The organism is Micromonospora sp. NPDC049114, from assembly GCF_040648635.1.
GTDB lineage: Bacteria > Actinomycetota > Actinomycetes > Mycobacteriales > Micromonosporaceae > Micromonospora.
This window is the reverse complement of the sequence record NZ_JBEZEA010000001.1, coordinates 1,476,192-1,497,115: the sequence shown is the minus strand read 5'-3', so window position 1 is coordinate 1,497,115 and position 20,924 is coordinate 1,476,192. Positions and strand designations below refer to the sequence as shown.

Here is a 20,924-nt window from a genome sequence, read left to right as displayed (position 1 = left end):
CAGCAACACCCAGATCCACGGAGGTAGGAACAGATGCAGCTCGGCCTGGTAGGACTCGGCCGGATGGGCGGCAACATGCGCGAGCGGTTGCGGGCTGCCGGCCACGAGGTGGTCGGATTCGATCACAACCCGCAGCTGAGCGACGCCGCAAGCCTCGCCGAGCTGGCGCAGAAGCTGGAATCGCCGCGGGCGGTCTGGGTCATGGTGCCCGCCGGCGTCACCGATGCCACTATCGACGAACTCGCCGGGGTGCTCGGCGACGGCGACATCATCATCGACGGCGGCAACTCCCGCTTCAGCGACGACGCGCCCCGGGCCGAGCGGTTGAACGAGCGCGGCATCGGCTACGTGGACGTCGGCGTCTCCGGTGGCGTCTGGGGCCGGCAGAACGGCTACGGGCTGATGGTCGGCGGCGCCCAGCAGCACGTCGACCGGCTCATGCCGATCTTCGAAGCGCTCAAGCCGGAGGGCGAGTTCGGTTTCGTGCACGCCGGCCCCGTCGGCGCCGGGCACTACTCGAAGATGGTGCACAACGGCATCGAGTACGGCCTCATGCACGCCTACGCCGAGGGCTACGAGCTGTTGACAGCCTCCGAGCTGGTGACCAACGTCCCGGGCGTGTTCAAGTCCTGGCGTGAGGGCACTGTGGTCCGCTCCTGGCTGCTCGACCTGCTGGACCGCGCCCTCGACGAGGACCCGGAGCTGGCCGAACTGAGCGGCTACACCGAGGACACCGGCGAGGGGCGCTGGACCGTCGACGAGGCGGTCCGGCTCGGCGTACCGCTGAACGTCATCACCGCCTCCCTGTTCGCCCGGTTCGCCTCCCGGCAGGACGACTCACCCGCCATGAAGGCCGTCTCCGCGCTGCGCCAGCAGTTCGGTGGCCACGCCGTCCACAAGCGCTGAGCGGTATCCACACCCTGTGTACGTCCACCGGCTGGAACTGGTCGACTTCCGCTCGTACGAGCGGGTCGCCGTCGACCTCCAGCCGGGGGCGAACGTCCTGATCGGCGCCAACGGCGTCGGCAAGACCAACCTCGTCGAGGCGCTCGGCTACGTGGCGACCCTGGATTCGCACCGGGTCGCCACGGACGCGCCGCTGGTCCGGATGGGCGCCACCTCGGCGGTGATCCGCTGTGCGGTGGTCCACGACGGTCGCGAACTCCTCGTCGAGCTGGAGATCGTGCCGGGCCGGGCCAACCGGGCGCGGCTGGGTCGCTCCCCGGCTCGGCGGGCCCGGGACGTTCTCGGCGCCCTGCGGCTGGTGCTCTTCGCGCCGGAGGACCTGGAGCTGGTCCGTGGCGACCCGGCCGAGCGCCGCCGCTACCTGGACGACCTCCTGGTCAACCGGCAGCCCCGCTACGCGGGCGTACGGGCCGACTACGAGCGGGTCGTCAAGCAGCGCAACGCTCTGCTGCGCACCGCGTACCTCGCCCGCAAGACCGGTGGCTCCCGGGGCGGCGACCTCGGCACCCTCGCCGTCTGGGACACCCACCTGGCCCAGCACGGCGCGGAGCTGCTCGCCGGGCGGCTGGAGCTGGTCGCCGCGCTCACCCCGCACGTCGCGAAGGCGTACGACGCGGTGGCCGCCGGGCGGGGCGCGGCAGGTATCGCCTACCGGCCGTCGATCGAGCTGGCCGAGCCGACCACCGACCGGGCCGCGTTGGCCGAGGCGCTGACCACCGCGCTCGCCGCCTCGCGGACCGCGGAGATCGAACGGGGAACCACCCTCGTCGGGCCACACCGCGACGAGCTGGCCCTGTCTCTCGGGCCGCTCCCCGCCAAGGGGTACGCCAGCCACGGCGAGTCCTGGTCCTTCGCGCTCGCGCTGCGGCTGGCCGGGTACGACCTGCTGCGCGCCGACGGTATCGAGCCGGTCCTGGTGCTCGATGACGTCTTCGCCGAGCTGGACAGCGGGCGGCGGGAGCGGCTGGCGGAGCTGGTCGGCGGGGCGAGTCAGCTGCTGGTCACCTGCGCCGTGGACGACGACGTGCCGGCCGCGCTGCGCGGCACCCGCTATCAGGTAGGCGAGGGGACGGTACGCCGTGTCGGATGAACCGGACGCCAGGCGGTCAGGCGCCAACCGCACCGGCAGCGGCCGGCCGGCCGGTGACGCCGCGAGCGCGCGTACCGCGAGGTCGGGAGCGACCGGAGGCGGTGCCGGCGGCCCGGACGCGGCCGGAAGCGGCGCGGCCGGTGTCGACGGCGGCGGGCCGGCGGACGGTGCGACGGGACCGGAGTTGGCCCGGGCGGTGCTCGACGCCGCGCTGTCGCGCCGGCAGGCGGCGGCGCGCACCCGGCGTGCCCCCGGCGGCGCGGGCGCCGACGGTGCCGGCGGCTCGGGTCGGCGGCTGCGTGGCTACTCCGGCCCCGGCCCTGACCCGCGCGACCCGCAACCCCTCAGTGCGGTGCTGAATCGGCTGGTCAAAGCACGCGGCTGGCAGCAGCCCGCGGCCGAGGCCACCGTGTTCGGTGCCTGGGAGCGGGTGGTCGGTGCCGAGGTCGCCCAGCACAGCCGACCGGTCAAGCTGGAGAACGGCGAACTGACAGTGGAGGCGCGCTCGACGGCCTGGGCGACCCAGCTGCGGCTGCTCGCCGGCTCGCTGCTCAAGCAGATCGCCCAGGAGGTCGGTCACAACGTGGTGCGCAAGCTGCACATCCACGGCCCGGCCGCGCCGTCCTGGCAGAAGGGGCCGCGCCGGGTGCGCGGTCGGGGGCCGCGCGACACGTACGGCTGAGCGGCCCGCTCAGCGCCGCCGGTCGGCTTCGCGGGCCGCCCGCTTACGTTCGCGCTGCTCCTGGGTGTAGCGCTTGCGCTCGGCCAGGTCGCGTTTCCACGCCTCGCGGGCCTCGGCCGAGCCACCCTGCACGGCGCCCGCGACCCCGTCGGCCGGGCCGGCGAGGTTCCGGAACGTCCACCGCATCAGGCGACCACCCTCGCCCGGGGTCCTGTTCGCCGCGCCGTTCTCGCTCATCGCAGTCCTTCCACGCCGTCAGTTGCCACACCAATGATTGGTACACCAACGATCGCTAGAATAATCAGCATGCAGTCAGCGAGCAACCGATGAGCGGACAGCCGGAGGGCGTCGACCCGTTGGCGCTGGAACAACAGGTCTGCTTCGCCCTGTCGGTCGCCGCACGCAGCGTGGTGGCCGTCTACCGGCCGCTGCTGGAACCGATGGGGCTGACCCACCCGCAGTACCTGGTGATGCTGGCGCTGTGGCAGCACGCGCCGCTGTCCGGCCGCGACCTCAGCCGCCTGCTGCAGCTCGACCCGGGCACCCTGTCACCCCTGCTCAAGCGGCTCGAAGCAGCCGGTTACCTGCGCCGGGAGCGCGACGCCGCCGACGAGCGCAGCCTCGCCGTCACCCTCACCGCCAGCGGCGCGGCGCTGCGTGCCCAGGCCGAACGGATCCCGGCCGCGATCGTGCAACGCCTCGGGCTGCCCGTCGAGGACCTGCGGCATCTGCACGCGGTGCTCACACAGGTGATCGCGGCGGCGAACCGGCCCGCCGGCGACCCGGCCGCCCCGCCGAGCGGGACGGCCGCTCAGGCGTCGGCGTAGACGGCGAAGCCGCGCTCGGCGCAGCGGCGGTAGAACGCCGCCAGCACGCCCAGCTCCGCGCAGGTGAAGTTCCACTGCGGCGGATCACCGCGCTCGTCGCGCAGCGCGTCGAGTCGGGTCTCCAGCCAGCGCAGCTGCTGCTCGGCCAACCGGCCGTCGCCGAGCAGCGCCCGCAGGACCGTACTCACCGAGTCGAAGGTGACCGTCTCGCCGTACTCCCGGTGGCCGGCCACGAACCGCTCGATGCCGCCGGCGATCCAGGCGCAGCCGTCCGGGTCGATCACCGGATCCTCGTCCTCGGCGGCGGCGTCTGTGGCGTACAACACACCTTCGAGGCCGAGCAGGAGATCCACCAGCTCGGTGTACGCGGTCGCCCGGACGGTGCCGGTCTTCGCGATCAGCTCGGCCAGCGCCGCCGTCGGCGCGGAGATCCGCGGCAGGTCGACGATCTCGCCGAAGTCGACGAACTCGGCCGGCGCCACCGGATCGTAGAAGCGGCCGGTCCGCGGCCAGTGCACCGCGACGTTGTCCAGCCCCATCTGTCACCTCTTAATGAGCACGTGTCGGGTCGATCGGGTCGATCGTCCCGGTTCCGGCCGGTAAAGATCAAGGCCGCTTCCGGGGCGCCGCAAACGTACGGCACGGACGATCGGGCCGCGACCCCCGACCCGCCCGAGCGCGGGTCAACCCGTTCGGGGGCGGCGCGTCCGAACGGAGCCTGGCGTGTGGGGGGAGTCGCGGGTAACGGGGTTCTGCCGGCTACGGACATCTCAGCCGCCTCGTTGAGGGTGCCGAGTGGTGGTTCTGTCCTCCGCGCACAGTAGGATTGACAGCGAGACGAAGACCCGGTGCGGGGCGAGGGACGGGGCCGGTGGCCCAGGTTCATTCTCCACTCCGGGTCGAGCCGATCGCGATCCGCGGGCAACCGCGGCGACCGGCGCGTTCGACCCGCTGTCCGGAGGTCTCCGGCGCCGGTCCGCGCGCCGACGTCGCGTCCTGTCCGCCGAACCCGCGCCCGACGCGCCCTCCCGGCGCCGACGACGCGAGAAAGTGGCCGAGGGTGGCAGCGCAGGACAAGCAGGAGTACGGCGCAGAGTCGATCACCGTTCTCGAGGGGCTGGAGGCGGTCCGCAAGCGGCCCGGTATGTACATCGGGTCCACCGGCGAACGCGGTCTGCACCACCTCGTCTGGGAGGTCGTCGACAACGCGGTCGACGAGGCGCTGGCCGGATACTGCGACACCATCGACGTGGTGCTGCTCGCCGACGGCGGCGTCCGGGTCACCGACAACGGCCGAGGCTTCCCCGTCGACCTCCACCCGAAGCTCAAGAAGCCGGGTGTCGAGGTCGCGTTGACCATCCTGCACGCGGGTGGCAAGTTCGACGGCAAGGCGTACGCGGTCTCCGGCGGTCTGCACGGCGTCGGTGTCTCGGTGGTGAATGCGCTCTCCACCAAGATGTTCGTCGAGATCCACAAGTCCGGCTCCGTGTGGCGGCAGCACTACACCAACTCCAAGCCGAGCCCGCTGGAGAAGGGCGAGGCCACCGACCGCACCGGCTCGGCCGTCTCCTTCTGGCCCGACCCCGACGTCTTCGAGACCGTCGACTTCGACTTCCAGACCATCTACCGGCGCCTGCAGGAGATGGCCTTCCTCAACCGCGCCCTGCGCATTCACCTTCTCGACGAGCGGGTGGCCGAGGAGGACGGCCGGCAGCGCGAGGTCACCTTCTACTACGAGGGCGGCATCGCGGACTTCGTCCGGCACCTCAACGCCTCGAAGAGCCCGATCCACAAGACAGTGGTCGAGTTCGAGGCCGAAGAGGAGGGCATGTCCCTCGAGATCGCCATGCAGTGGAACGAGTCGTACGGCGAGTCGGTCTACACCTTCGCCAACACGATCAACACCCACGAGGGCGGCACCCACGAGGAGGGCTTCCGGTCCGCGCTGACCAGCGTGGTCAACCGGTACGGCACCGACAAGAAGCTGCTCAAGGGCGACGAGAAGCTCTCCGGCGAGGACATCCGGGAAGGGCTCGCGGCGATCATCTCGGTCAAGCTGGCCAACCCGCAGTTCGAGGGCCAGACCAAGACCAAGCTGGGCAACACCCCGGTGAAGAGCTTCGTGCAGCGGGTCTGCAACGACCGGCTCGTTGACTGGTTCGACCGCAACCCGGCCGAAGCCAAGATGATCATTACGAAGGCGTCCCAGGCGGCCCGTGCCCGGATCGCCGCGCAGCAGGCGCGCAAGCTGGCCCGGCGCAAGTCGCTGCTGGAGTCCGGCTCGATGCCGGGCAAGCTGGCCGACTGCCAGTCCACCGACCCGCGCGAGTCCGAGGTCTTCATCGTCGAGGGCGACTCGGCCGGTGGTTCGGCCAAGCAGGGCCGCGACCCGCGGACCCAGGCGATCCTGCCGATCCGGGGCAAGATCCTCAACGTGGAGAAGGCCCGGATCGACCGGGTTCTGAAGAACAACGAGGTCCAGGCGCTGATCACCGCGCTGGGCACCGGCATCCACGACGACTTCGACATGGAGAAGCTGCGCTACCACAAGGTGGTGCTGATGGCCGACGCGGACGTCGACGGCCAGCACATCCAGACGCTGCTGCTCACCCTGCTGTTCCGCTTCATGCGTCCGCTGGTCGAGATGGGGCACGTCTACCTGGCCGCCCCGCCGCTCTACAAGATCAAGTGGAACAAGCGGGGCGACGACGCGCAGTACGCGTACTCCGACCGCGAGCGGGACGGGCTCATCGCGCTGCGCCAGCAGAAGAAGCCGAACGCCAAGCCGGACGACATTCAGCGCTTCAAGGGCCTCGGCGAGATGAACTATCCCGAGCTGTGGGAAACCACGATGAACCCGGCGACGCGTACCCTGCGTCAGGTCACGCTCGACGACGCCGCAACTGCGGACGAGTTGTTCAGCGTCCTGATGGGTGAGGACGTCGAAGCGCGCCGGTCGTTCATCCAGCGCAACGCCAAGGACGTGCGGTTCCTGGATATCTGACGGGCCTCGGCGGGCCGGTCGGGCACCACCCGACCGGCCCGCCGGTCCACAGAGTTATCCACAGGTTGGTCGGTATCCACAGCCGTTATCCACAGCACGAAAACGACTCTGAGTCTGATAAGGGTATACAGTGACCGATTCCCCCGAGTCCACACCGAACGAGCCCGAGGTTCCCGCCGAGGCACTCGCCGCCGTGGTCGCGCACGACCGGATCGAGCCGGTCGGGCTCGAGGTGGAGATGCAGCGCTCCTACCTCGACTACGCGATGAGCGTGATCGTCGGGCGCGCGCTGCCGGACGTCCGGGACGGGCTCAAGCCGGTCCACCGCAAGATCCTCTACGCCATGTTCGACTCCGGCTACCGGCCGGACCGCGGCTACGTGAAGTGCTCCCGGGTCGTCGGCGACGTGATGGGTCAGTTCCACCCGCACGGCGACTCGGCGATCTACGACGCGCTGGTCCGGATGGCGCAGCCCTGGTCGCTGCGCTACCCGCTGGTCGACGGCAATGGCAACTTCGGCTCGCCGGGTAACGACCCGGCCGCCGCCATGCGATACACGGAGTGCAAGCTCGACCCCCTCGCCATGGAGATGCTGCGGGACATCGACGAGGACACCGTCGACCTGCAGGACAACTACGACGGCCGGGCCAAGGAGCCCACGATCCTGCCGTCGCGGATCCCCAACCTCCTGGTGAACGGCTCCGAGGGCATCGCGGTCGGCATGGCCACCAAGATCCCCCCGCACAACCTGCGGGAGATCGGCGCGGCGGTGCAGTGGTGCCTGGAGCACCCCGAGGAGGACGAGGAGACCACCCTCGAAGCCCTGCTCGGCATCGTCAAGGGCCCGGACTTCCCGACCCACGGCCTGATCGTCGGCACGACCGCCATCCAGGACGCGTACCGCACGGGTCGTGGCTCGATCCGGATGCGCGCCGTGGTGGAGGTCGAGGAGGACAAGCGGGGCCGGCCCTGCCTGGTCGTCAGCGAGCTGCCCTACCAGGTCAACCCGGACAACCTGGCCGAGCGGATCGCCGAGCTGATCAAGGAGGGCAAGCTCGCCGGCATCGCCGACATCCGCGACGAGTCCTCCGGGCGTACCGGCATGCGGATCGTGCTGGTGCTCAAGCGCGACGCGGTCGCCAAGGTGGTGCTGAACAACCTCTACAAGCACACCCAGCTCCAGGAGACCTTCGGCGCCAACATGCTGGCGCTCGTCGACGGTGTGCCGCGCACGCTCAACCTGGCCCAGTTCATCCGCTACTACGTCGAGCACCAGATCGACGTGATCCGCCGACGGACGGCGTTCCGGCTGCGCAAGGCCGAGGAGCGGGCGCACATCCTGCGCGGTCTGGCCAAGGCGCTGGACGCCCTGGACGAGGTGATCGCGCTGATCCGGCGGTCGCCGACGGTGGACGACGCCCGGCAGGGCCTGATCCGGCTGCTGGAGATCGACGAGATCCAGGCGACCGCGATCCTGGACATGCAGCTGCGCCGCCTGGCTGCCCTGGAGCGGCAGCGGATCGTCGACGACCTGACCAAGCTCGAGATCGAGATCGCCGACCTCAAGGACATCCTGGCCAAGCCGGAGCGGCAGCGCCGGATCGTCTCGGAGGAGCTGGGCGAGATCGTCGCCAAGTGGGGCGACGAGCGGCGTACGCAGATCATCCCGTTCGACGGCGAGGTCTCGATGGAGGACCTCATCGCCCGGGAGGACGTGGTCGTCACGATCACCCGGACGGGGTACGCCAAGCGGACCAAGGTCGATCTGTACCGCTCGCAGCGGCGTGGCGGCAAGGGCGTCAGCGGCGCCACGCTGCGGCAGGACGACATCGTCAGCCACTTCTTCGTATGCTCCACGCACGACTGGATCCTGTTCTTCACGAACAAGGGCCGGGTGTACCGGGCCAAGGCATACGAGTTGCCGGAGGCCAGTAGGGTAGCCAAGGGCCAACACGTGGCCAATCTGCTCGCCTTCCTACCCGACGAGCAGATCGCGCAGATCATCGAAATCCCGAACTACCAGGTAGCCCCCTATCTGGTACTGGCCACGAAGAACGGCCTGGTGAAGAAGACGCGGCTCGAGGAGTTCGACTCCAACCGTTCCGGCGGAATCATCGCGATCAACCTGCGCGATGAGGACGAGCTGGTCGGTGCTGCGCTGGTGGCGCCGGAGAACGACCTGCTGCTGGTCTCCAAGAAGGCGCAGGCGATCCGGTTCAACGCCTCCGACGAGGCGTTGCGGCCAATGGGCCGGGCCACCTCGGGCGTGATCGGCATGCGCTTCACGGACGACGACGTCCTGCTCGCCATGGAGGTCGTTCGGGACGGCTTGGACGTCCTGGTGGCCACGAACGGGGGATACGCGAAACGTACCCCGATCGAGGAATACCCGGTGCAGGGCCGGGGAGGTAAGGGCGTGCTGACTGCGAAGATCACCGAACGGCGCGGTGGTCTGGTCGGTGCCGTGGTGATCGACCCAGACGACGAGTTGTTCGCGATCACCAGCAACGGTGGTGTCATCCGGACTCCGGTGAAGCCTGTACGCCGTACGCGTGACCGGAACACAATGGGGGTCAAGCTGATGGACCTCCCGGACGGCGTGACTATCGTGGCGATTGCTCGCAATGCCGACGAGCCTGACGAACAGGACTAGTTGAATGACGGAGACACAGGCGAAGTCGGGGAACACGGGGACCTCGGCCAACCCGGTCGACGAGGAGGCCGCCAAGGGCGGCACACCAGCGACCGGCCGCGCGGCCGTGGGCCGGGCCACGGTTCCCGCCGACGCGCCTGCCCCGAAATTCACCCGGGCTCCCGGCATGACACCTCCGCCGGAGCAGACCGGCGAGGACGGGGGATCGGGCGACGCCAAGGCCGAGACGTCGCCTGTCGAGGCACCGACGTCCGCCGGGGTGGCCCCTGCGGCGGCCGCACCGACCCCGGGTCGTCCGACGACCACCCAGCCGACCAACACGCGGCCCGGTCAGGCGACGTCGACCGGGGCCACCGGCACCCAGCCGCGGATCACGCCGGGCATGACCCAGCCGGACTCGGGGCGTACGGCCGCTGGCGGTCGCCCCGCGAGCGGTGGTGGCCTGCCGCCGGGGATCGGCAACGCGTCGGCCGTCGGTGCCGCTCGCGTCGGTGAGGCGGTACGCGCCGCGCGTACCTCGGTCAGTTCGGCGGCGTCCCGCGGTCCGCGTCGGGCCCGGCTGAACCTCAAGCGGATCGACCCCTGGTCCGTGATGAAGTTCGCGTTCGCCGTCTCGGTGGTGCTGTTCATCGTCGTGGTGGTCGCCACGTCGGTGCTCTACCTGGCGCTGGACGCGATGGGTGTGTTCCAGAGCGTCAACGACAGCCTCAGCGACCTGGTCAACGCGGGCGGTGGGCAGAGCACCAGCGGGTTCCAGATCACCGCCAAGGGCGTGATCCTCAGCTCGGCGCTGATCGGTCTGGTCAACGTGGTGCTGTTCACCGCGCTGGCCACGCTGGGAGCGTTCGTCTACAACGTCTGCGCCGACCTGGTCGGCGGGATCGAGCTGACGCTCGCCGAGCGGGACTGAGTGTGACCGGGGCGTCGGGGCACCGCGAAATGCGGTCGCTCCGGCGCCCCGTACTCGGGTAGTTTTTGCAGGCGGCGACGGCCCGGCTCGCAGGTTCGGACCCCGATTTGGGGCCGGCAGAGCGGATGGGTTAATCTTGCTCGTCGCAACGCGGGGCTATAGCTCAGTCGGTTAGAGCGCAGAGCTGATAACTCTGAGGTCGATGGTTCGATTCCATCTAGCCCCACCGCACATCGTCCGACGCTAGTCGAGCGCGAGGGGTCGACCCATGTTCAAGAAGCTGCTGATCCTGGCCGGCGTCGTCGGCGTGGCTGCCGTCGTCTTCAACAAGGTCAAGGCCGCCAACGACGAGCGTGCCCTGTGGCACGAGGCGACCACCGCACCCGACCTGCGCTGACGTCCGACCGGCGGTGAGCGACGCATCGCCGCCGCCGCTCACGGGGCCCTAGCTCAACTGGCAGAGCACTGCCTTTGCAAGGCAGGGGTTAGGGGTTCGAGTCCCCTGGGCTCCACCAGCACTTCCCTTGGTTGATCTCGGGTCCGAGTACAGCCAAGCCGTCACGCCGTCCCCTCCTCGCCCAGCACCCGGTCGATGGCGAGGCAGCCTGACGAGCCCGCGCCGGCAGAACGTGGCCATAGGTGTCGGCCGTCATCCGAATCGCGGAGTGCCCGAGCAGCTCCATCACCGTCCGCAGCTCACCGAATCGTCAGCTGTCGCCCTCAGCAACGCCGCCGCGTAGGCCCCACTCATCAAGCCCTGAGTAGATCCGTGCGGTGCGACCCGCAGGGAAGGAAAGGCACTGTGCTTCCCCTGTGTAGATCGCCACCAGCGAGTCAGTGCCCCGCCACCAGGTGTCCGCCAGCCCCATGACCTCTCGCACCGGCTCGTGGTCCTCCAACGCGATGTCATCCACCTCATCGCCGTTGACCTTCGTGATTTGCTTTGCCCATCTGGCTGCATGGTCAGCCAATGCAAGAGACTCCACCCAACCCTCGATGGAGGCATGTAGAGGAACCCAATTCCCTGCGTGAATCCCGAACTCTCCGGCAGGTCCGATCATGAAGGCATACGGAACGGCTGTCCGCTGTGTGCCAGCTTCAAACCGCCATCCCTCAGTTGTCGACCCTTCCGGCGTATGGGCACCGAGGTACCTGGGGCCGCCGTCGTACTGCGGGGCTGGAGGCAAGACCAGACCACCCCAGCGCTCTTGATACACCGCCACCCGGTCGACCTCTGTCGAAGGAATCCCCAGCGCAACCCATCGCTCCCGGCACTGCTCGACCTGCAGGCAGTCGACCTTGACGCCGTTCGCGCGGATGAAGGACCGGGCCCGTAGCGTCAGGCCCTCGGGCACATCGTTGTAGAGATTCAGATTCACCGGGCCGACCCTACTCAGCGTGTCCGGTCAAGAGGATCAACGGACGACACCAACGGCGCGGTAACGCCCTTCAACGCAACGCGCCCGGCCCGACGAGGTGTCGGACCGGACGCGTCAGGTCGAGCTACGCCACGAAGCGGGCACGGCGCCGGCGTGCGGCCACGAAGCCCACACCGCCGACGAGCAGGAGCGCACCGCCGATGCCGGCGATGGTCGCGGTGTCGGCGCCGGTCAGGGGCAGTCCACCGCCCTCACCGCCGCCAGCGACCGGGCTGGTGGAGGTGGCCGCGGTCGGCGGGACGGTCGACGTCGCGCTCGGCGTCGCGGTGGGCTGCGTCGTCGGCGTCGTCGTCGGCGTCGGGGTGGGCTGGGACGCGCAGTCGAGCGCACGTGCGGCGTACACGCCCTCGTTCAGGTAGGCCAGGAAGGCGTCGACGGATCCGTCGTCGAGCGTCGTCTGCGCGGCCTTTTTCACGTTGGGACCGGCGCCGGTCATCGTCTGCCCCACCTTGATCCGCAGATCCACCTCCCAGATGTTCTGCACGTCCTTCTTGAGGAAGGCGCGCAGGTCGTCCGAGGCGCCGTCCAGCCGCTTCTGAACGGCGTCAGGCAGGGTGGTCAGGGATTCCTTCTTCGCCGTGGCCTGGATCTGGTTGGCCAGCACGCGGAGCTGGGTGTCGGTGGCGGTGTCCAGGTCAACGGTGAACAGCTCGCGGATGTCCTTGAACGTCTTGCGCTCGACCGTTTGGCAGCTCTCGTTGAGGCCGGGCGTAACGCTCTGCGCCACCGCCGGTGCCGCCGGGACCATGAAGGCCAGCGCTATCGCAACGCCGGCCGGGATCTTCCATCGCATGTGGATCTTCCTCCCCGCTGTCGATCAAAGCCCGGAGATACTACCGTCGTGGGTGGATCGGCAGGACCCCGAGAAGCTCGCGTTTACCTGGATCGGCGGCGGGGATCCGCGATCGTGCGGATTGACGTGGACGACCCGAATTCAGCCGAGAACTTCTGGGATGGGATGCGGGAAGCGGCCGCTGCCGCTACGCGGCACCAGGACCGCGACCTCTTCGAGGCGATCATCAAGATCGGCCGGGCGGCCCTGGCTCAGGGTGTCGAACTGGTGCCGTCGAGCGGGTTCTTCCTCCTGTGCCCAGTGTGTGCTGCCCTGTCGGGCCAACGCTGCATAAACGTTCCAGGCCACCCCCTGGACGACAGCAGGCTCCACCCGGAGCGCGTCGAGTTGGCCGAGAAGGCTATGCGAGGAGAGGTGCCGCTTCCCAGACCGCTTCGGTAATGACCTGTCGGGTCGCACATCGGGCTTGCCATGATCCGCGGATGGATGAGCAACCAACTCCCGTCACCGTGCACATCTACTGTCGGGTCGAGGTGGTCGTCACCGACCCGGCAGCGGTTACCGGTCGTGCCGTCGCCGAATTGCGGGGAGCCGACATCGACTGGTCCCAGGAGGAGGGCGACGTCGAGTCGGCGGCCGAGGAACTGCGGTCGGACCTCGTCACCTCGTTGGCGGGCGTGGTGGACATCAGCCGACTCGGTGACGGCATACCGGGGGTGGAGTTTCGTGGCGGTCTCTGTTGGGCCGAGCAGGGGCCGGCTCGGGACCCGTTCCGTGCCGAAGAGCGGTGACTGTCGCATCAGTCAGGAGCGGGAGCGCCGCCGGCGGGACAGCCGCTGGAAGCGCGGACCGGCCCAGAGCCAGAGGAGCGACACCGTCAACCCGATGGCCCCCATGGCGACGATCACGCCTCGGGGCATCTCGGTGTTGACCGGCTTCGGCATGCACCTGGCCGGGGTGTAGTCGACGGTCAGTCGCTCGTCCAGCGGCGGCAGCCGTCGGTCCGGGAACGACCGCTCGTAGATGCCGCAGGTGGTGGGACCGTCGACCGGATTGACGCGCAGCAGCACGTAGGGGCCGTCAGCGGTCTGGGCCGGTTCCACCGCGATCACCGTCGCCGGCAGCAGCACGCCGACCGGTGGGGGCGGCTCGCGGTCGTCCGTGACACCGAGCAGAATCAGCAAGCTGCACGGCAGCAGCAGCGCGAGCGGCAAACTGGGCCAGGCCTTCGGGCGGGTTCCGTTGGCCAGGAGCGACGGCATGGCGTCAGGCTAGTCAGCGAGATCAATCTCGTCGGAACGACCTTCGACGAGAGTCGGGGCGAGCGACGCGGTCTCGCCGCGCGCGATGGTGCGTACCTGCTTGACCCAGCCCCGGCGGCGGGCCTCGTCGACGAAGTGCGCCAGCGGGGAGCGGAAGACCCGGTAGTCGTCGTAGTGGATCGGCACCGTCAGCTTCGGGCGGATCAGCTCCACCAGGTCGGCGCCCTGGCGGGCGTCCATGGTGAGCAGGATTCCGGCGACCTTCGTGCCACCGAGGTGGATCAGCATCGCGTCGATGTCCGGATAGCGCTCAGGGATGTCGGTGAGCAGCGGACGGTTGAGCGTGTCGCCGGTGACGTACAGCCGGAACCCGCGCCGCCCGTCGCGTTCCACGTCGATCATCGTGCCCATCACGTCGGGCAGCAGCCGGTCCAGCGGGCCGGGGCCGTGCTTGCCGGGCATCGAGGTCAGCCGCACTGTCGTACCGTCGCGGTGCAGCTCTCGTGACGACCAGGTCGGCAGGCCCTCGGCGGCGTGGAAGCCCCAGCGGCGCAGTTTGCGTTCGGCGGCGGGCGTGGTGACGATGGGCAGGTCCCGGTCCAGCTCCCGGCGGGCCACCCGGTCGAAGTGGTCGCCGTGCAGGTGGGACAGGACCACGGCGTCCAGGTGGGGAAGCTGGGCGATCCGCAGCGCCGGGTCCGTGCGTCGGCGCGACCACAGACCCTTTCCGAGGTACGCCCGCTGGCCGCGGTGCAGGAAGTTCGGATCGGTCAGCAGGGTGAACCCGCCGATCCGCAGCACAGCCGTCGCGGTGCCGATGAATGTCACCTGTGGATGCTCGGCCATCATGCCCACCTCCCCCGGCTCCCGTACCCCAGCCGGCCCCGCTCAAGCGTCAGCCGTCCGTGGCCGTCTCCTCGGCCGCGGAGGCGGGCCGCGCGAGGTCGGGTCGTGCCGACGGAAGGTGCTCCACCAGTCTGGTGAGCGCGCCGTTGGCGAAGGTGGCACCGAGCGCCGATCCGGCGCCGATGGTCCAGCCGACCGGGCCCAGCGGCGTGCAGCCGAAGAACTGGCTCACCCCCGGCGTCTGCACCACCACGACCAGCACTCCCAGCGACGCCGCCGTGGACGCCAGCACGGCGGGGCTGGTGCCGCCGGCCAGGATGGTCTGGCCGAGCTGGGTGCCGACGAGCGAGACGAGGGCGACAGTTCCGGCCCGGCGCTGGCGGCCCGTGTACCGGGCCAACGTCCAGCCGACTGTCGCGCCCAGCGTGGTGGACGCCGCGCGGAGCCCGATCTCCCGGCTGAGGGACGCACCGAGCGACGCGTCCGGGCCCTCCCGGAGCAGAGCGTCGGTGCGGTCCGAGGCGGGTGGGCGGACCGCGATGGCCAGCGCCGGCGCCAGGTCGGTGAGCAGGTTGACCAGCAGCAGTTGCCGGCCGGTGAGGGCGGAACGGCCGGTCACGGCGGCGCTGAGCACGCTGAACGCGATCTCGCCGAGGTTGCCGCCGACGAGGATGCTCAGCGCGTGGCGGACCGACGACCACATCGCGCGACCCTCGACCAGGGTGGCGATGATGGTCTCCAACCGGTCGTCGGTGACCACCAGGTCGGCGGCGGCGCGCGCCGCCGGCGTGCCGCGTTGGCCGAGGGCGATGCCGACGTCGGCCAACCGGATCGCCGGGGCGTCGTTGGCGCCGTCACCGGTCATCGCCACGGTCCGCCCGCACTTCTGCAACGCCTGGATGATGCGCACCTTGTGCGCCGGGGTGCAGCGGGCCACGACGTCGGTGTTGGCCAGCCGTTCGGCGAGCGCGTCGTCGTCCAACTGGTCGAGTTCGGTGGCGGTGACCACCCGCTGCTCGTCGTGTTCGCTGATGGTGGCGGCGATCGCCTCGGCGGTGGCCGGGTGGTCACCGGTGATCATGATGGTGTGGACCCCGGCCTGCCGGATCCGGCGTACCGCGGGGGCCGCGCTCTCCCGGACCCCGTCCGCGAGGGCCAGGAACCCCACGAAGGTCAGACCCCGGACGTCGGAGTCGGTGATGTGCGCGGCGTCCACCTGGCACTCCGCGACGGCGAGGATCCGGTGCCCCGCCCCGGCCCGGTCGGCCAGCAGGCGGTGCAGTTCCGCGCGACCGGCGTCGTCCAGAGGCTCCTGCCGGCCGTCGACACGCCGCGTCGCGCAGCGTGGCAAGACCGTCTCCGGGGCGCCCTTGACGCTCAGCAGCAGGCGACCCCCGGTCTCACCGATGCTCGCGTGGTAGCCGCGCGACGGTTCGAACGGCAGCCCGCCGGCAGCCCGCCAGCCGGCGGCGCCGGTCTGCTCCACCACGTGAGCCGTGGCGGCGCCCCGCCGGACCGCCCGGTCGGTCTGCAACGCCAGGTCCTCCGGATTGGCCGCGGCGGGCGTGGCCCGCAGCGCCGTGGCGAGGGTCAGTCGGAGCCGGTCGTCGAGCCGGTCCACCGGGGCGTACCGGTCGCCGACGCCGTCGCCGACCCCGGCGAGCAGCAACTTGCCCTCGGTGAGGGTGCCGGTCTTGTCGAAGCAGAGCACGTCCACCCGACCCAACGCCTCGATCGTGCGTGGGTTGCGGACCAACGCGCCGTGCTCGGCCAGCCGCCGGGCGGCGGCCAGCTGCGCGGCACTGACCAGGAACGGCAGGCCCTCCGGCACCGACGCGACGGCGAGGTTCGCGGCGGTCGCCGCCGTTTCGGCAAGTGGTACGCCCCGGAGCAGCCCCGCACCGGCCACGGCGATCGCCGAACCCGCCGCCAACGGAATGGCGCTGCTGGTCAACGAGCCGAGCCGGGCCTCCACCCCGCTGGTCGGGGGCGCCTGCCGGATCAGCGCCAGGCTGCGTCCGGACTCGGTGTCCACGCCTGTCGCCACCACCACGGCGGTTCCGTGGCCGGCGGCGACGGTGGTGCCGTCGTACAGCATCGAGTGCCGGTCGGCGATGGCCGCGGCGACGACCGCCCGGCTGCTCTTGGCGACCGGCAGCGACTCGCCCGTCAACGACGACTCGTCCGCCTCCAGCCCCACCGATTCGAGCACCCGGCAGTCGGCCGGCACCGCGTCTCCCGGTTCGAGGCTGATGACGTCTCCGAGGACGAGGTCCTCGGCTGCGACGACCCGCTCGGCGCCGTCGCGGCGGACCCGCGCGGTCACCGCCGAACGGGACAACAGCTCCGCCAGCGATCGTTCGGTGTTGCGTTCGTGCACCGCCCCGATCAGGGCCGACCCGCCGACGACGCTGCCCACCAGCGCGGCGTCGACGAGCGAGCCGAACGACGCGGAGAGCACCGCCCCGGCGGCCAGGACGGGGGTGAGCGGATTGGACAGCTCGTCCAGGAACGCCCGCAGCAGGCCACCGCCGGCGGGTGAGTTGCCGCCGCCAGCCCCCTGGCCGTCGTGTCGGCGCTGCGCCTCCGCGCTGGTCAGCCCGTCCGGCGTGGTGCCCAGGCGGTCGAGCACGGTCCGGACCGGCATCAGGTGCCAGGCGGTCGCCACCGGCGCCGGCGTGTCCGACCGGTCGGGCAGCCGGTGGGCCCGCCAGACCCCGTTCGCGAAGGCCAACCCGGCCGCGCCGTTGACCGCGACAAGCGTCCGGAAGGGAAGATCGGCAGGTGGGGCGGTGAACGCCCCCAGTGCCCCGAGCCCGGTGCCCGCCATCGAGAGCCGGATGTTCTGCTGCGTCATCCGCCGGGCCGCCCCGGTCGCCTCGATCATCAGGGACACCACCCGCAGGTCGCTGCCGACCAGCAGGTGCGCCCCCCACGGCGGCAGGTCGTCCGGAGCGGACATCCCCAGCCCGCAGTCGGACGCGCCGAGCGCCGCCCGGTCCCCGGACACCAGCATCACGACCGCCCCGTCGCGCTGCAACGCGCGTACGGAGTCGGCCAGCCGATCCCCGCCGGGCAGCAGCGCGTCGGCGAAGCCGTACCGCTGCTCGTCGCCGCCGGCCACGATCAGCTTCAGGCCGGCGTGGCGGGCAGCGGCCGGCAGGCCGTCGACACCCGGCGCGGGTTCGGGTTCGACCCGCAGCAGCGCCGTGAACCGACCGGAGTGGGTGAGCCCCAGCAGTTGCCCGCCGGCCGTGCGCAGCCGCTCGCCGTCCGGCACGTCGCCGGGACCGCCCGCCTGGAGTTGGTCCAGTGGTGCCAGCCGCCAGCCGTCCCGCTCCTGTGCACCTGTCGGGTCGCTCGGATCGAACAGCGCGAACGCCCGCTCCGCCACCTCGTCGACGTCCGCGTCGGCCGCCGGGGCGAGGTCGGCGAGTACGCCCCGCTCCGAGCCGAGCACCGCGGCGTCCAGCACCAGCGTGTCGATCCGGTCCAGTTCCCGCAGCACGCTTCGGTCCATCGCGATCACCCCGCGCCGGGCGAGGACCCGGCCGAGCTGTGCCGCGTACCCCTCCCGTCCGCTGCCCGGGGCCTTGGGCAGCGCGGACAGGCCGAGCGCGGTGGCTCGCTTGCGTCCGGCGAGCGGTGTCGCCGCCACGCCGGCGGCCACGCCAGCGGCCAACATCCGGTTGATGTAGCGCTCGGCCGGGCCGTCCGGTTTCGGGCGGGGACGTTCAGCCGCCGGCCACCGAGCGATGGCGCGCTCGGGGTCGCCGGTCAGCTGCGGCTCGGCCTTCTCCCACGCGGCGAGTTGGGCCCGCGCCTCACCCCACTGCACCAACCGTTGGGCACCGTCGAGAACGATCCCCGTCCAACGGCCGGTCAGGCCCTGCGCCACCGCCTCGGCCAGCGGAAAGATGATGTCGGCACGGGGGTCGGAGCGCAGCCGCCTGCCCACGAACGCGTGCAGCTTCGGTTGCAGGTCCGCGGCCGTCAGCAGGCCGGCGATCTCGGCGGGCATCGGCGCGAACGGCAGGAGCCGGGTGGCCGCCGAGATGGTCAGGCCCAGTGCGTCCGAGGCGAGGCCGCCCAGGGTGCGCGGAGTGCGCGGCCCCTCCTCCGGCGGATGCGGGGGCGGGATCTCCGGATCCGGTTCGTGGTCGCAGGTTCCCTCGATCTGCCCGATCGTGGCGATGAGGTCCCGCAATTTTGGTTCGGGGGCCTGCACGGCCACCACCACCCGGCCGGACGGGGCGTTCACCCGGGCCCAGGCCACCCCGGGCAACCGTTCCAGCGCGGCCTCCACCTGCCGGGCCAACCGGTCGCCACCGTCCTGGCAGACGCCGTGCACCTCGATGTGGTGCCGGCCGGGGCGGGACCAGACCCGCCGCCGGGTCAGCCCGACGGTCCGGGCCAGCCGGGTCGCCGCCGACCCGAAGGTCCGGGACGCCTCCCCGACCAGGTGCGGCACGCCGATGGACGGCAGGAGGCGGCCGGCGGCGCGACCAGCCGCCGTCATCGAGGCGTACGGCCGGACGGACGCCGACCCGACTCTCCGTTGTCGCTGCTGGTGCCGTCGGTCATCTCGTCCTCCCACCGCCTCGCGTCCGGCGGCCTGGCTTCCCGACCTGCCGTCCGTTATGCCCCTTCGAGCACCGGAACTTTGCGGGCCGGGCCGCGCATGGACGGGGTGGGTGGTGGAACCCGACAGCCATCACCGGACACGGGGAGGCCGGAATGAGCACCTTCACGCGACACCTCAACGGTTCACGCGAGAACATCCGGATGTATCGCCGCCGGGTCGCTCTGCCAATGCTGGGTGAGATGGCGGTGCCACCACCGGACAAGATCGCCTATTACGCCGGGCTCGGCGTGCTGGCCGCGTTGCAGGTGATCGAATGGCCGCTCGCCGTGGTGGTCACCGCCGGGCATCTCCTGGCGGACCAGCACCTGTCGGGACTGGTACGCGGCGTCGGAAGGGCATTCCAGGACGCCTGACGAGAGCCGGGTCACCGCCGGTTGACATGAATCCGGGTTGAGGTCGCAGGCTCGGTGCATGTCGAGCCGAACCGTCACCCCCGTTCCGATCCCCGCCGGGCTGTTCGCACCCCGGCTGCGGGCGATGACGGTGGGCAGCGTCGCGCTGGTGTCGCTGCTGGCGTTCGAGGCGTTGGCGGTCGGCACGGCCATGCCGACGGTCGCGCGCAGCCTGGACGGGCTGGCGCTGTACGGGATCGCGTTCGGTGGCCCGTTTGCCGCAGGTGTGCTGGCCATGGTGGTTTCCGGGATCTGGTGTGACGCACGGGGGCCCAGCGGGCCGATGTGGCACGGCGTCGGCTGGTTCGTGGTCGGGCTGCTGATCGCCGGGACCGCGCCGATGATGACGGCGCTGGTGGTCGGACGGGTCGTGCAGGGGTTCGGCTCCGGGTTGCTCTCGGTGGCGCTCTACGTGATCGTCGGGCAGGCGTACCCCGAGGAGTTGCATCGGCGCATCTTCGCCGCGTTCGCCGCGGCGTGGGTCGTACCGTCGCTGGTCGGGCCGGCGTTGGCCGGCCTGATCGTCGAGTACCTGGGCTGGCGGTGGGTCTTTCTCGTGGTGCCGGCGGTGGCCGTGCCGGCGGTGTTGCTGATCCATCCGGGCTTGCGGTCGCTCGACCGGACCGTGCCGACCCGGCCGCCGGCCGGCGCGATGGCCCGCATCGGCTGGGCCTGTGGGGCGGGCGTGAGCGCCGCACTGCTGCACATCGGGGGTCAGCAGCGTGGCGTGGTGGCCCTGGCGGTGATCGCGCTCGCCCTGGCCGGCCTGCTGGTCTGCGCTCCGCGCCTGCTGCCGCCGGGGTTCCTGCGGGCGGCCCGCGGGCTGCCCACGGTGGTCGGTCTGCGTGGGCTGGCGTCGGCGGCGTTCGTCGGCGCCGAGGTGGTCATCCCGTTGATGCTCTCCCGGGAGCGGGGGTTGTCGCCGACCGCCGCCGGGCTCGTCCTCACGGTGGGCGCCCTGGCCTGGTCGGTGGGCTCCTGGGTGCAGGGCCGTTTTCCCGTGCCGGCCTCCCGGGCCAGCTTCCCCCGCGTCGGGTTGTGCTGCATCACGGCCGGCACCGCGACTGTGGCGTTGGCCGTACGGCCGGAGCTGCCGGTGGCCGTCGCCGTGCTGGGCTGGGCGGTGGCGGGGCTCGGTATGGGGCTGCTGTACCCGTCGTTGTCGGTGCTCACCCTGGAGCTGTCCGCGCCCGGCGAGCAGGGGCGCAACAGCTCGTCGCTGCAACTGGGCGACTCGCTCTTCGCGGCGACCGTGCTGGCGCTCACCGGTGCCGTCCTGGCCGCCGGGAGTGCGCCCGGACCGGCCAGCTACGTGGTGACCCTGGTGGTGGCGGCCGGTCTGGCGCTTGTCGGCGCGCTGCTGGCGGGTCGCGTGGTGGTGGGCGGGGCCACCCGGCCGGGCGGGTGATCGGCTG

18 protein-coding genes, 2 tRNA genes and 1 pseudogene are annotated in these 20,924 nt (G+C 71.0%); 14 read left to right on the top strand and 7 right to left on the bottom strand.

Annotation, left to right across the window (positions count from 1 at the left end; translation table 11 throughout):
• The first annotated feature begins 33 nt into the window (after positions 1 to 33).
• The 3 genes from gnd to AB0B39_RS07155 are packed head-to-tail and all read left to right on the top strand — an operon-like array spanning position 34 to position 2,738.
• Positions 34 to 906 carry a phosphogluconate dehydrogenase (NAD(+)-dependent, decarboxylating) gene (gene gnd / locus AB0B39_RS07165; RefSeq protein WP_357573710.1) on the top strand — a complete coding sequence of 291 codons (873 nt, stop codon included), beginning with the start codon at positions 34 to 36 and terminating at the stop codon, positions 904 to 906.
• A 16-nt stretch (positions 907 to 922) separates the two neighbouring features.
• Positions 923 to 2,056: a DNA replication/repair protein RecF gene (gene recF / locus AB0B39_RS07160; protein ID WP_357491705.1), complete on the top strand. Its 1,134-nt coding sequence runs from the start codon at positions 923 to 925 to the stop codon at positions 2,054 to 2,056.
• Positions 2,046 to 2,738 (top strand): DciA family protein, encoded by a 693-nt coding sequence (locus AB0B39_RS07155; protein WP_357573709.1) that lies wholly within the window; start codon positions 2,046 to 2,048, stop codon positions 2,736 to 2,738. Before recF ends, AB0B39_RS07155 begins: the two co-directional genes overlap by 11 nt.
• 9 nt (positions 2,739 to 2,747) lie before the next feature.
• On the opposite strand, the gene AB0B39_RS07150 is transcribed toward AB0B39_RS07155, so the two are convergent.
• Complete coding sequence (locus tag AB0B39_RS07150) at positions 2,748 to 2,975, bottom strand: hypothetical protein (RefSeq protein ID WP_234584447.1); 228 nt, start codon at positions 2,973 to 2,975, stop codon at positions 2,748 to 2,750.
• Between the two features lie 89 nt (positions 2,976 to 3,064).
• On the opposite strand from AB0B39_RS07150, the gene AB0B39_RS07145 reads away from it, so the two are divergent.
• Complete coding sequence (locus AB0B39_RS07145) at positions 3,065 to 3,565, top strand: MarR family transcriptional regulator (protein WP_357491701.1); 501 nt, start codon at positions 3,065 to 3,067, stop codon at positions 3,563 to 3,565.
• Here AB0B39_RS07145 and AB0B39_RS07140 read toward each other — a convergent pair.
• A complete protein-coding gene (locus AB0B39_RS07140; RefSeq protein WP_234584449.1) occupies positions 3,550 to 4,104 on the bottom strand; it encodes a hypothetical protein in 555 nt (184 codons plus the stop codon). The two genes, AB0B39_RS07145 and AB0B39_RS07140, sit on opposite strands and share 16 nt — an antisense overlap.
• A 521-nt stretch (positions 4,105 to 4,625) precedes the next feature.
• On the opposite strand from AB0B39_RS07140, the gene gyrB reads away from it, so the two are divergent.
• The 6 genes from gyrB to AB0B39_RS07110 all read left to right on the top strand — a co-directional run bounded on the left by gyrB (position 4,626) and on the right by AB0B39_RS07110 (position 10,647).
• Positions 4,626 to 6,569, top strand: coding sequence for a DNA topoisomerase (ATP-hydrolyzing) subunit B (gyrB, locus tag AB0B39_RS07135; RefSeq protein WP_234584450.1), 1,944 nt, complete (start codon positions 4,626 to 4,628; stop codon positions 6,567 to 6,569).
• A 130-nt stretch (positions 6,570 to 6,699) separates the two neighbouring features.
• Complete coding sequence (gene gyrA / locus AB0B39_RS07130; RefSeq protein ID WP_234584451.1) at positions 6,700 to 9,222, top strand: DNA gyrase subunit A; 2,523 nt, start codon at positions 6,700 to 6,702, stop codon at positions 9,220 to 9,222.
• Positions 9,223 to 9,226: 4 nt separating this feature from the next.
• On the top strand, positions 9,227 to 10,132 hold the full coding sequence (locus AB0B39_RS07125; protein ID WP_234584452.1) for a DUF3566 domain-containing protein: 906 nt from the start codon (positions 9,227 to 9,229) through the stop codon (positions 10,130 to 10,132).
• A 152-nt stretch (positions 10,133 to 10,284) separates the two neighbouring features.
• A tRNA-Ile gene (locus AB0B39_RS07120) sits at positions 10,285 to 10,358 on the top strand.
• 42 nt (positions 10,359 to 10,400) lie between these two features.
• The gene (locus AB0B39_RS07115) at positions 10,401 to 10,529 is read left to right on the top strand and encodes a DLW-39 family protein (RefSeq protein WP_007453934.1); all 129 of its coding nucleotides are present in this window, start codon (positions 10,401 to 10,403) and stop codon (positions 10,527 to 10,529) included.
• A 42-nt stretch (positions 10,530 to 10,571) separates the two neighbouring features.
• Positions 10,572 to 10,647, top strand: a tRNA-Ala gene (locus AB0B39_RS07110).
• A gap of 192 nt (positions 10,648 to 10,839) precedes the next feature.
• On the opposite strand, the gene AB0B39_RS07105 is transcribed toward AB0B39_RS07110, so the two are convergent.
• Together AB0B39_RS07105 and AB0B39_RS07100 are read right to left on the bottom strand one after the other, a co-directional pair.
• Positions 10,840 to 11,511: a hypothetical protein gene (locus AB0B39_RS07105; RefSeq protein ID WP_357573708.1), complete on the bottom strand. Its 672-nt coding sequence runs from the start codon at positions 11,509 to 11,511 to the stop codon at positions 10,840 to 10,842.
• A gap of 124 nt (positions 11,512 to 11,635) precedes the next feature.
• Positions 11,636 to 12,364, bottom strand: a complete 729-nt coding sequence (locus AB0B39_RS07100; protein ID WP_357491693.1) for an LPXTG cell wall anchor domain-containing protein — start codon at positions 12,362 to 12,364, stop codon at positions 11,636 to 11,638.
• 114 nt (positions 12,365 to 12,478) lie between these two features.
• Between AB0B39_RS07100 and AB0B39_RS07095 the strand changes: the two genes are divergently transcribed.
• Both AB0B39_RS07095 and AB0B39_RS07090 read left to right on the top strand, forming a co-directional pair.
• Positions 12,479 to 12,805, top strand: a complete 327-nt coding sequence (locus tag AB0B39_RS07095) for a hypothetical protein (RefSeq protein ID WP_357573707.1) — start codon at positions 12,479 to 12,481, stop codon at positions 12,803 to 12,805.
• Positions 12,806 to 12,846: 41 nt separating this feature from the next.
• On the top strand, positions 12,847 to 13,155 hold the full coding sequence (locus AB0B39_RS07090) for a hypothetical protein (protein ID WP_357491689.1): 309 nt from the start codon (positions 12,847 to 12,849) through the stop codon (positions 13,153 to 13,155).
• Between the two features lie 12 nt (positions 13,156 to 13,167).
• Here the strand turns inward: AB0B39_RS07090 and AB0B39_RS07085 are convergent, their stop codons facing one another.
• From AB0B39_RS07085 to AB0B39_RS07075, 3 genes are read right to left on the bottom strand one after another with little or no spacing between them, the layout of a single operon-like run.
• Complete coding sequence (locus tag AB0B39_RS07085) at positions 13,168 to 13,626, bottom strand: hypothetical protein (protein WP_357573706.1); 459 nt, start codon at positions 13,624 to 13,626, stop codon at positions 13,168 to 13,170.
• Between the two features lie 9 nt (positions 13,627 to 13,635).
• Entirely contained in the window at positions 13,636 to 14,472 is an 837-nt protein-coding gene (locus AB0B39_RS07080; protein WP_357573705.1) for an MBL fold metallo-hydrolase, read from the bottom strand.
• Between the two features lie 49 nt (positions 14,473 to 14,521).
• Positions 14,522 to 18,991 (bottom strand): HAD-IC family P-type ATPase, encoded by a 4,470-nt coding sequence (locus tag AB0B39_RS07075; RefSeq protein WP_357573704.1) that lies wholly within the window; start codon positions 18,989 to 18,991, stop codon positions 14,522 to 14,524.
• A gap of 162 nt (positions 18,992 to 19,153) precedes the next feature.
• Between AB0B39_RS07075 and AB0B39_RS07070 the strand changes: the two are divergent.
• Positions 19,154 to 19,470: pseudogene (locus tag AB0B39_RS07070) on the top strand (hypothetical protein).
• 58 nt (positions 19,471 to 19,528) lie between these two features.
• Positions 19,529 to 20,917 carry an MFS transporter gene (locus AB0B39_RS07065; protein WP_357573703.1) on the top strand — a complete coding sequence of 463 codons (1,389 nt, stop codon included), beginning with the start codon at positions 19,529 to 19,531 and terminating at the stop codon, positions 20,915 to 20,917.
• The last annotated feature ends 7 nt before the right edge of the window (positions 20,918 to 20,924 follow it).

Coding starts and splice junctions, on each gene's coding strand:
- gnd (WP_357573710.1), top strand. CDS start 34: ATGCAGCTCGGCCTGGTAGGACTCGGCCGGATGGGCGGCAACATGCGC.
- AB0B39_RS07150 (WP_234584447.1), bottom strand. CDS start 2,975: ATGAGCGAGAACGGCGCGGCGAACAGGACCCCGGGCGAGGGTGGTCGC.
- AB0B39_RS07145 (WP_357491701.1), top strand. CDS start 3,065: ATGAGCGGACAGCCGGAGGGCGTCGACCCGTTGGCGCTGGAACAACAG.
- AB0B39_RS07140 (WP_234584449.1), bottom strand. CDS start 4,104: ATGGGGCTGGACAACGTCGCGGTGCACTGGCCGCGGACCGGCCGCTTC.
- AB0B39_RS07125 (WP_234584452.1), top strand. CDS start 9,227: ATGACGGAGACACAGGCGAAGTCGGGGAACACGGGGACCTCGGCCAAC.
- AB0B39_RS07115 (WP_007453934.1), top strand. CDS start 10,401: ATGTTCAAGAAGCTGCTGATCCTGGCCGGCGTCGTCGGCGTGGCTGCC.
- AB0B39_RS07100 (WP_357491693.1), bottom strand. CDS start 12,364: ATGCGATGGAAGATCCCGGCCGGCGTTGCGATAGCGCTGGCCTTCATG.
- AB0B39_RS07090 (WP_357491689.1), top strand. CDS start 12,847: ATGGATGAGCAACCAACTCCCGTCACCGTGCACATCTACTGTCGGGTC.
- AB0B39_RS07085 (WP_357573706.1), bottom strand. CDS start 13,626: ATGCCGTCGCTCCTGGCCAACGGAACCCGCCCGAAGGCCTGGCCCAGT.
- AB0B39_RS07080 (WP_357573705.1), bottom strand. CDS start 14,472: ATGGCCGAGCATCCACAGGTGACATTCATCGGCACCGCGACGGCTGTG.
- AB0B39_RS07075 (WP_357573704.1), bottom strand. CDS start 18,991: ATGACGGCGGCTGGTCGCGCCGCCGGCCGCCTCCTGCCGTCCATCGGC.
- AB0B39_RS07065 (WP_357573703.1), top strand. CDS start 19,529: ATGTCGAGCCGAACCGTCACCCCCGTTCCGATCCCCGCCGGGCTGTTC.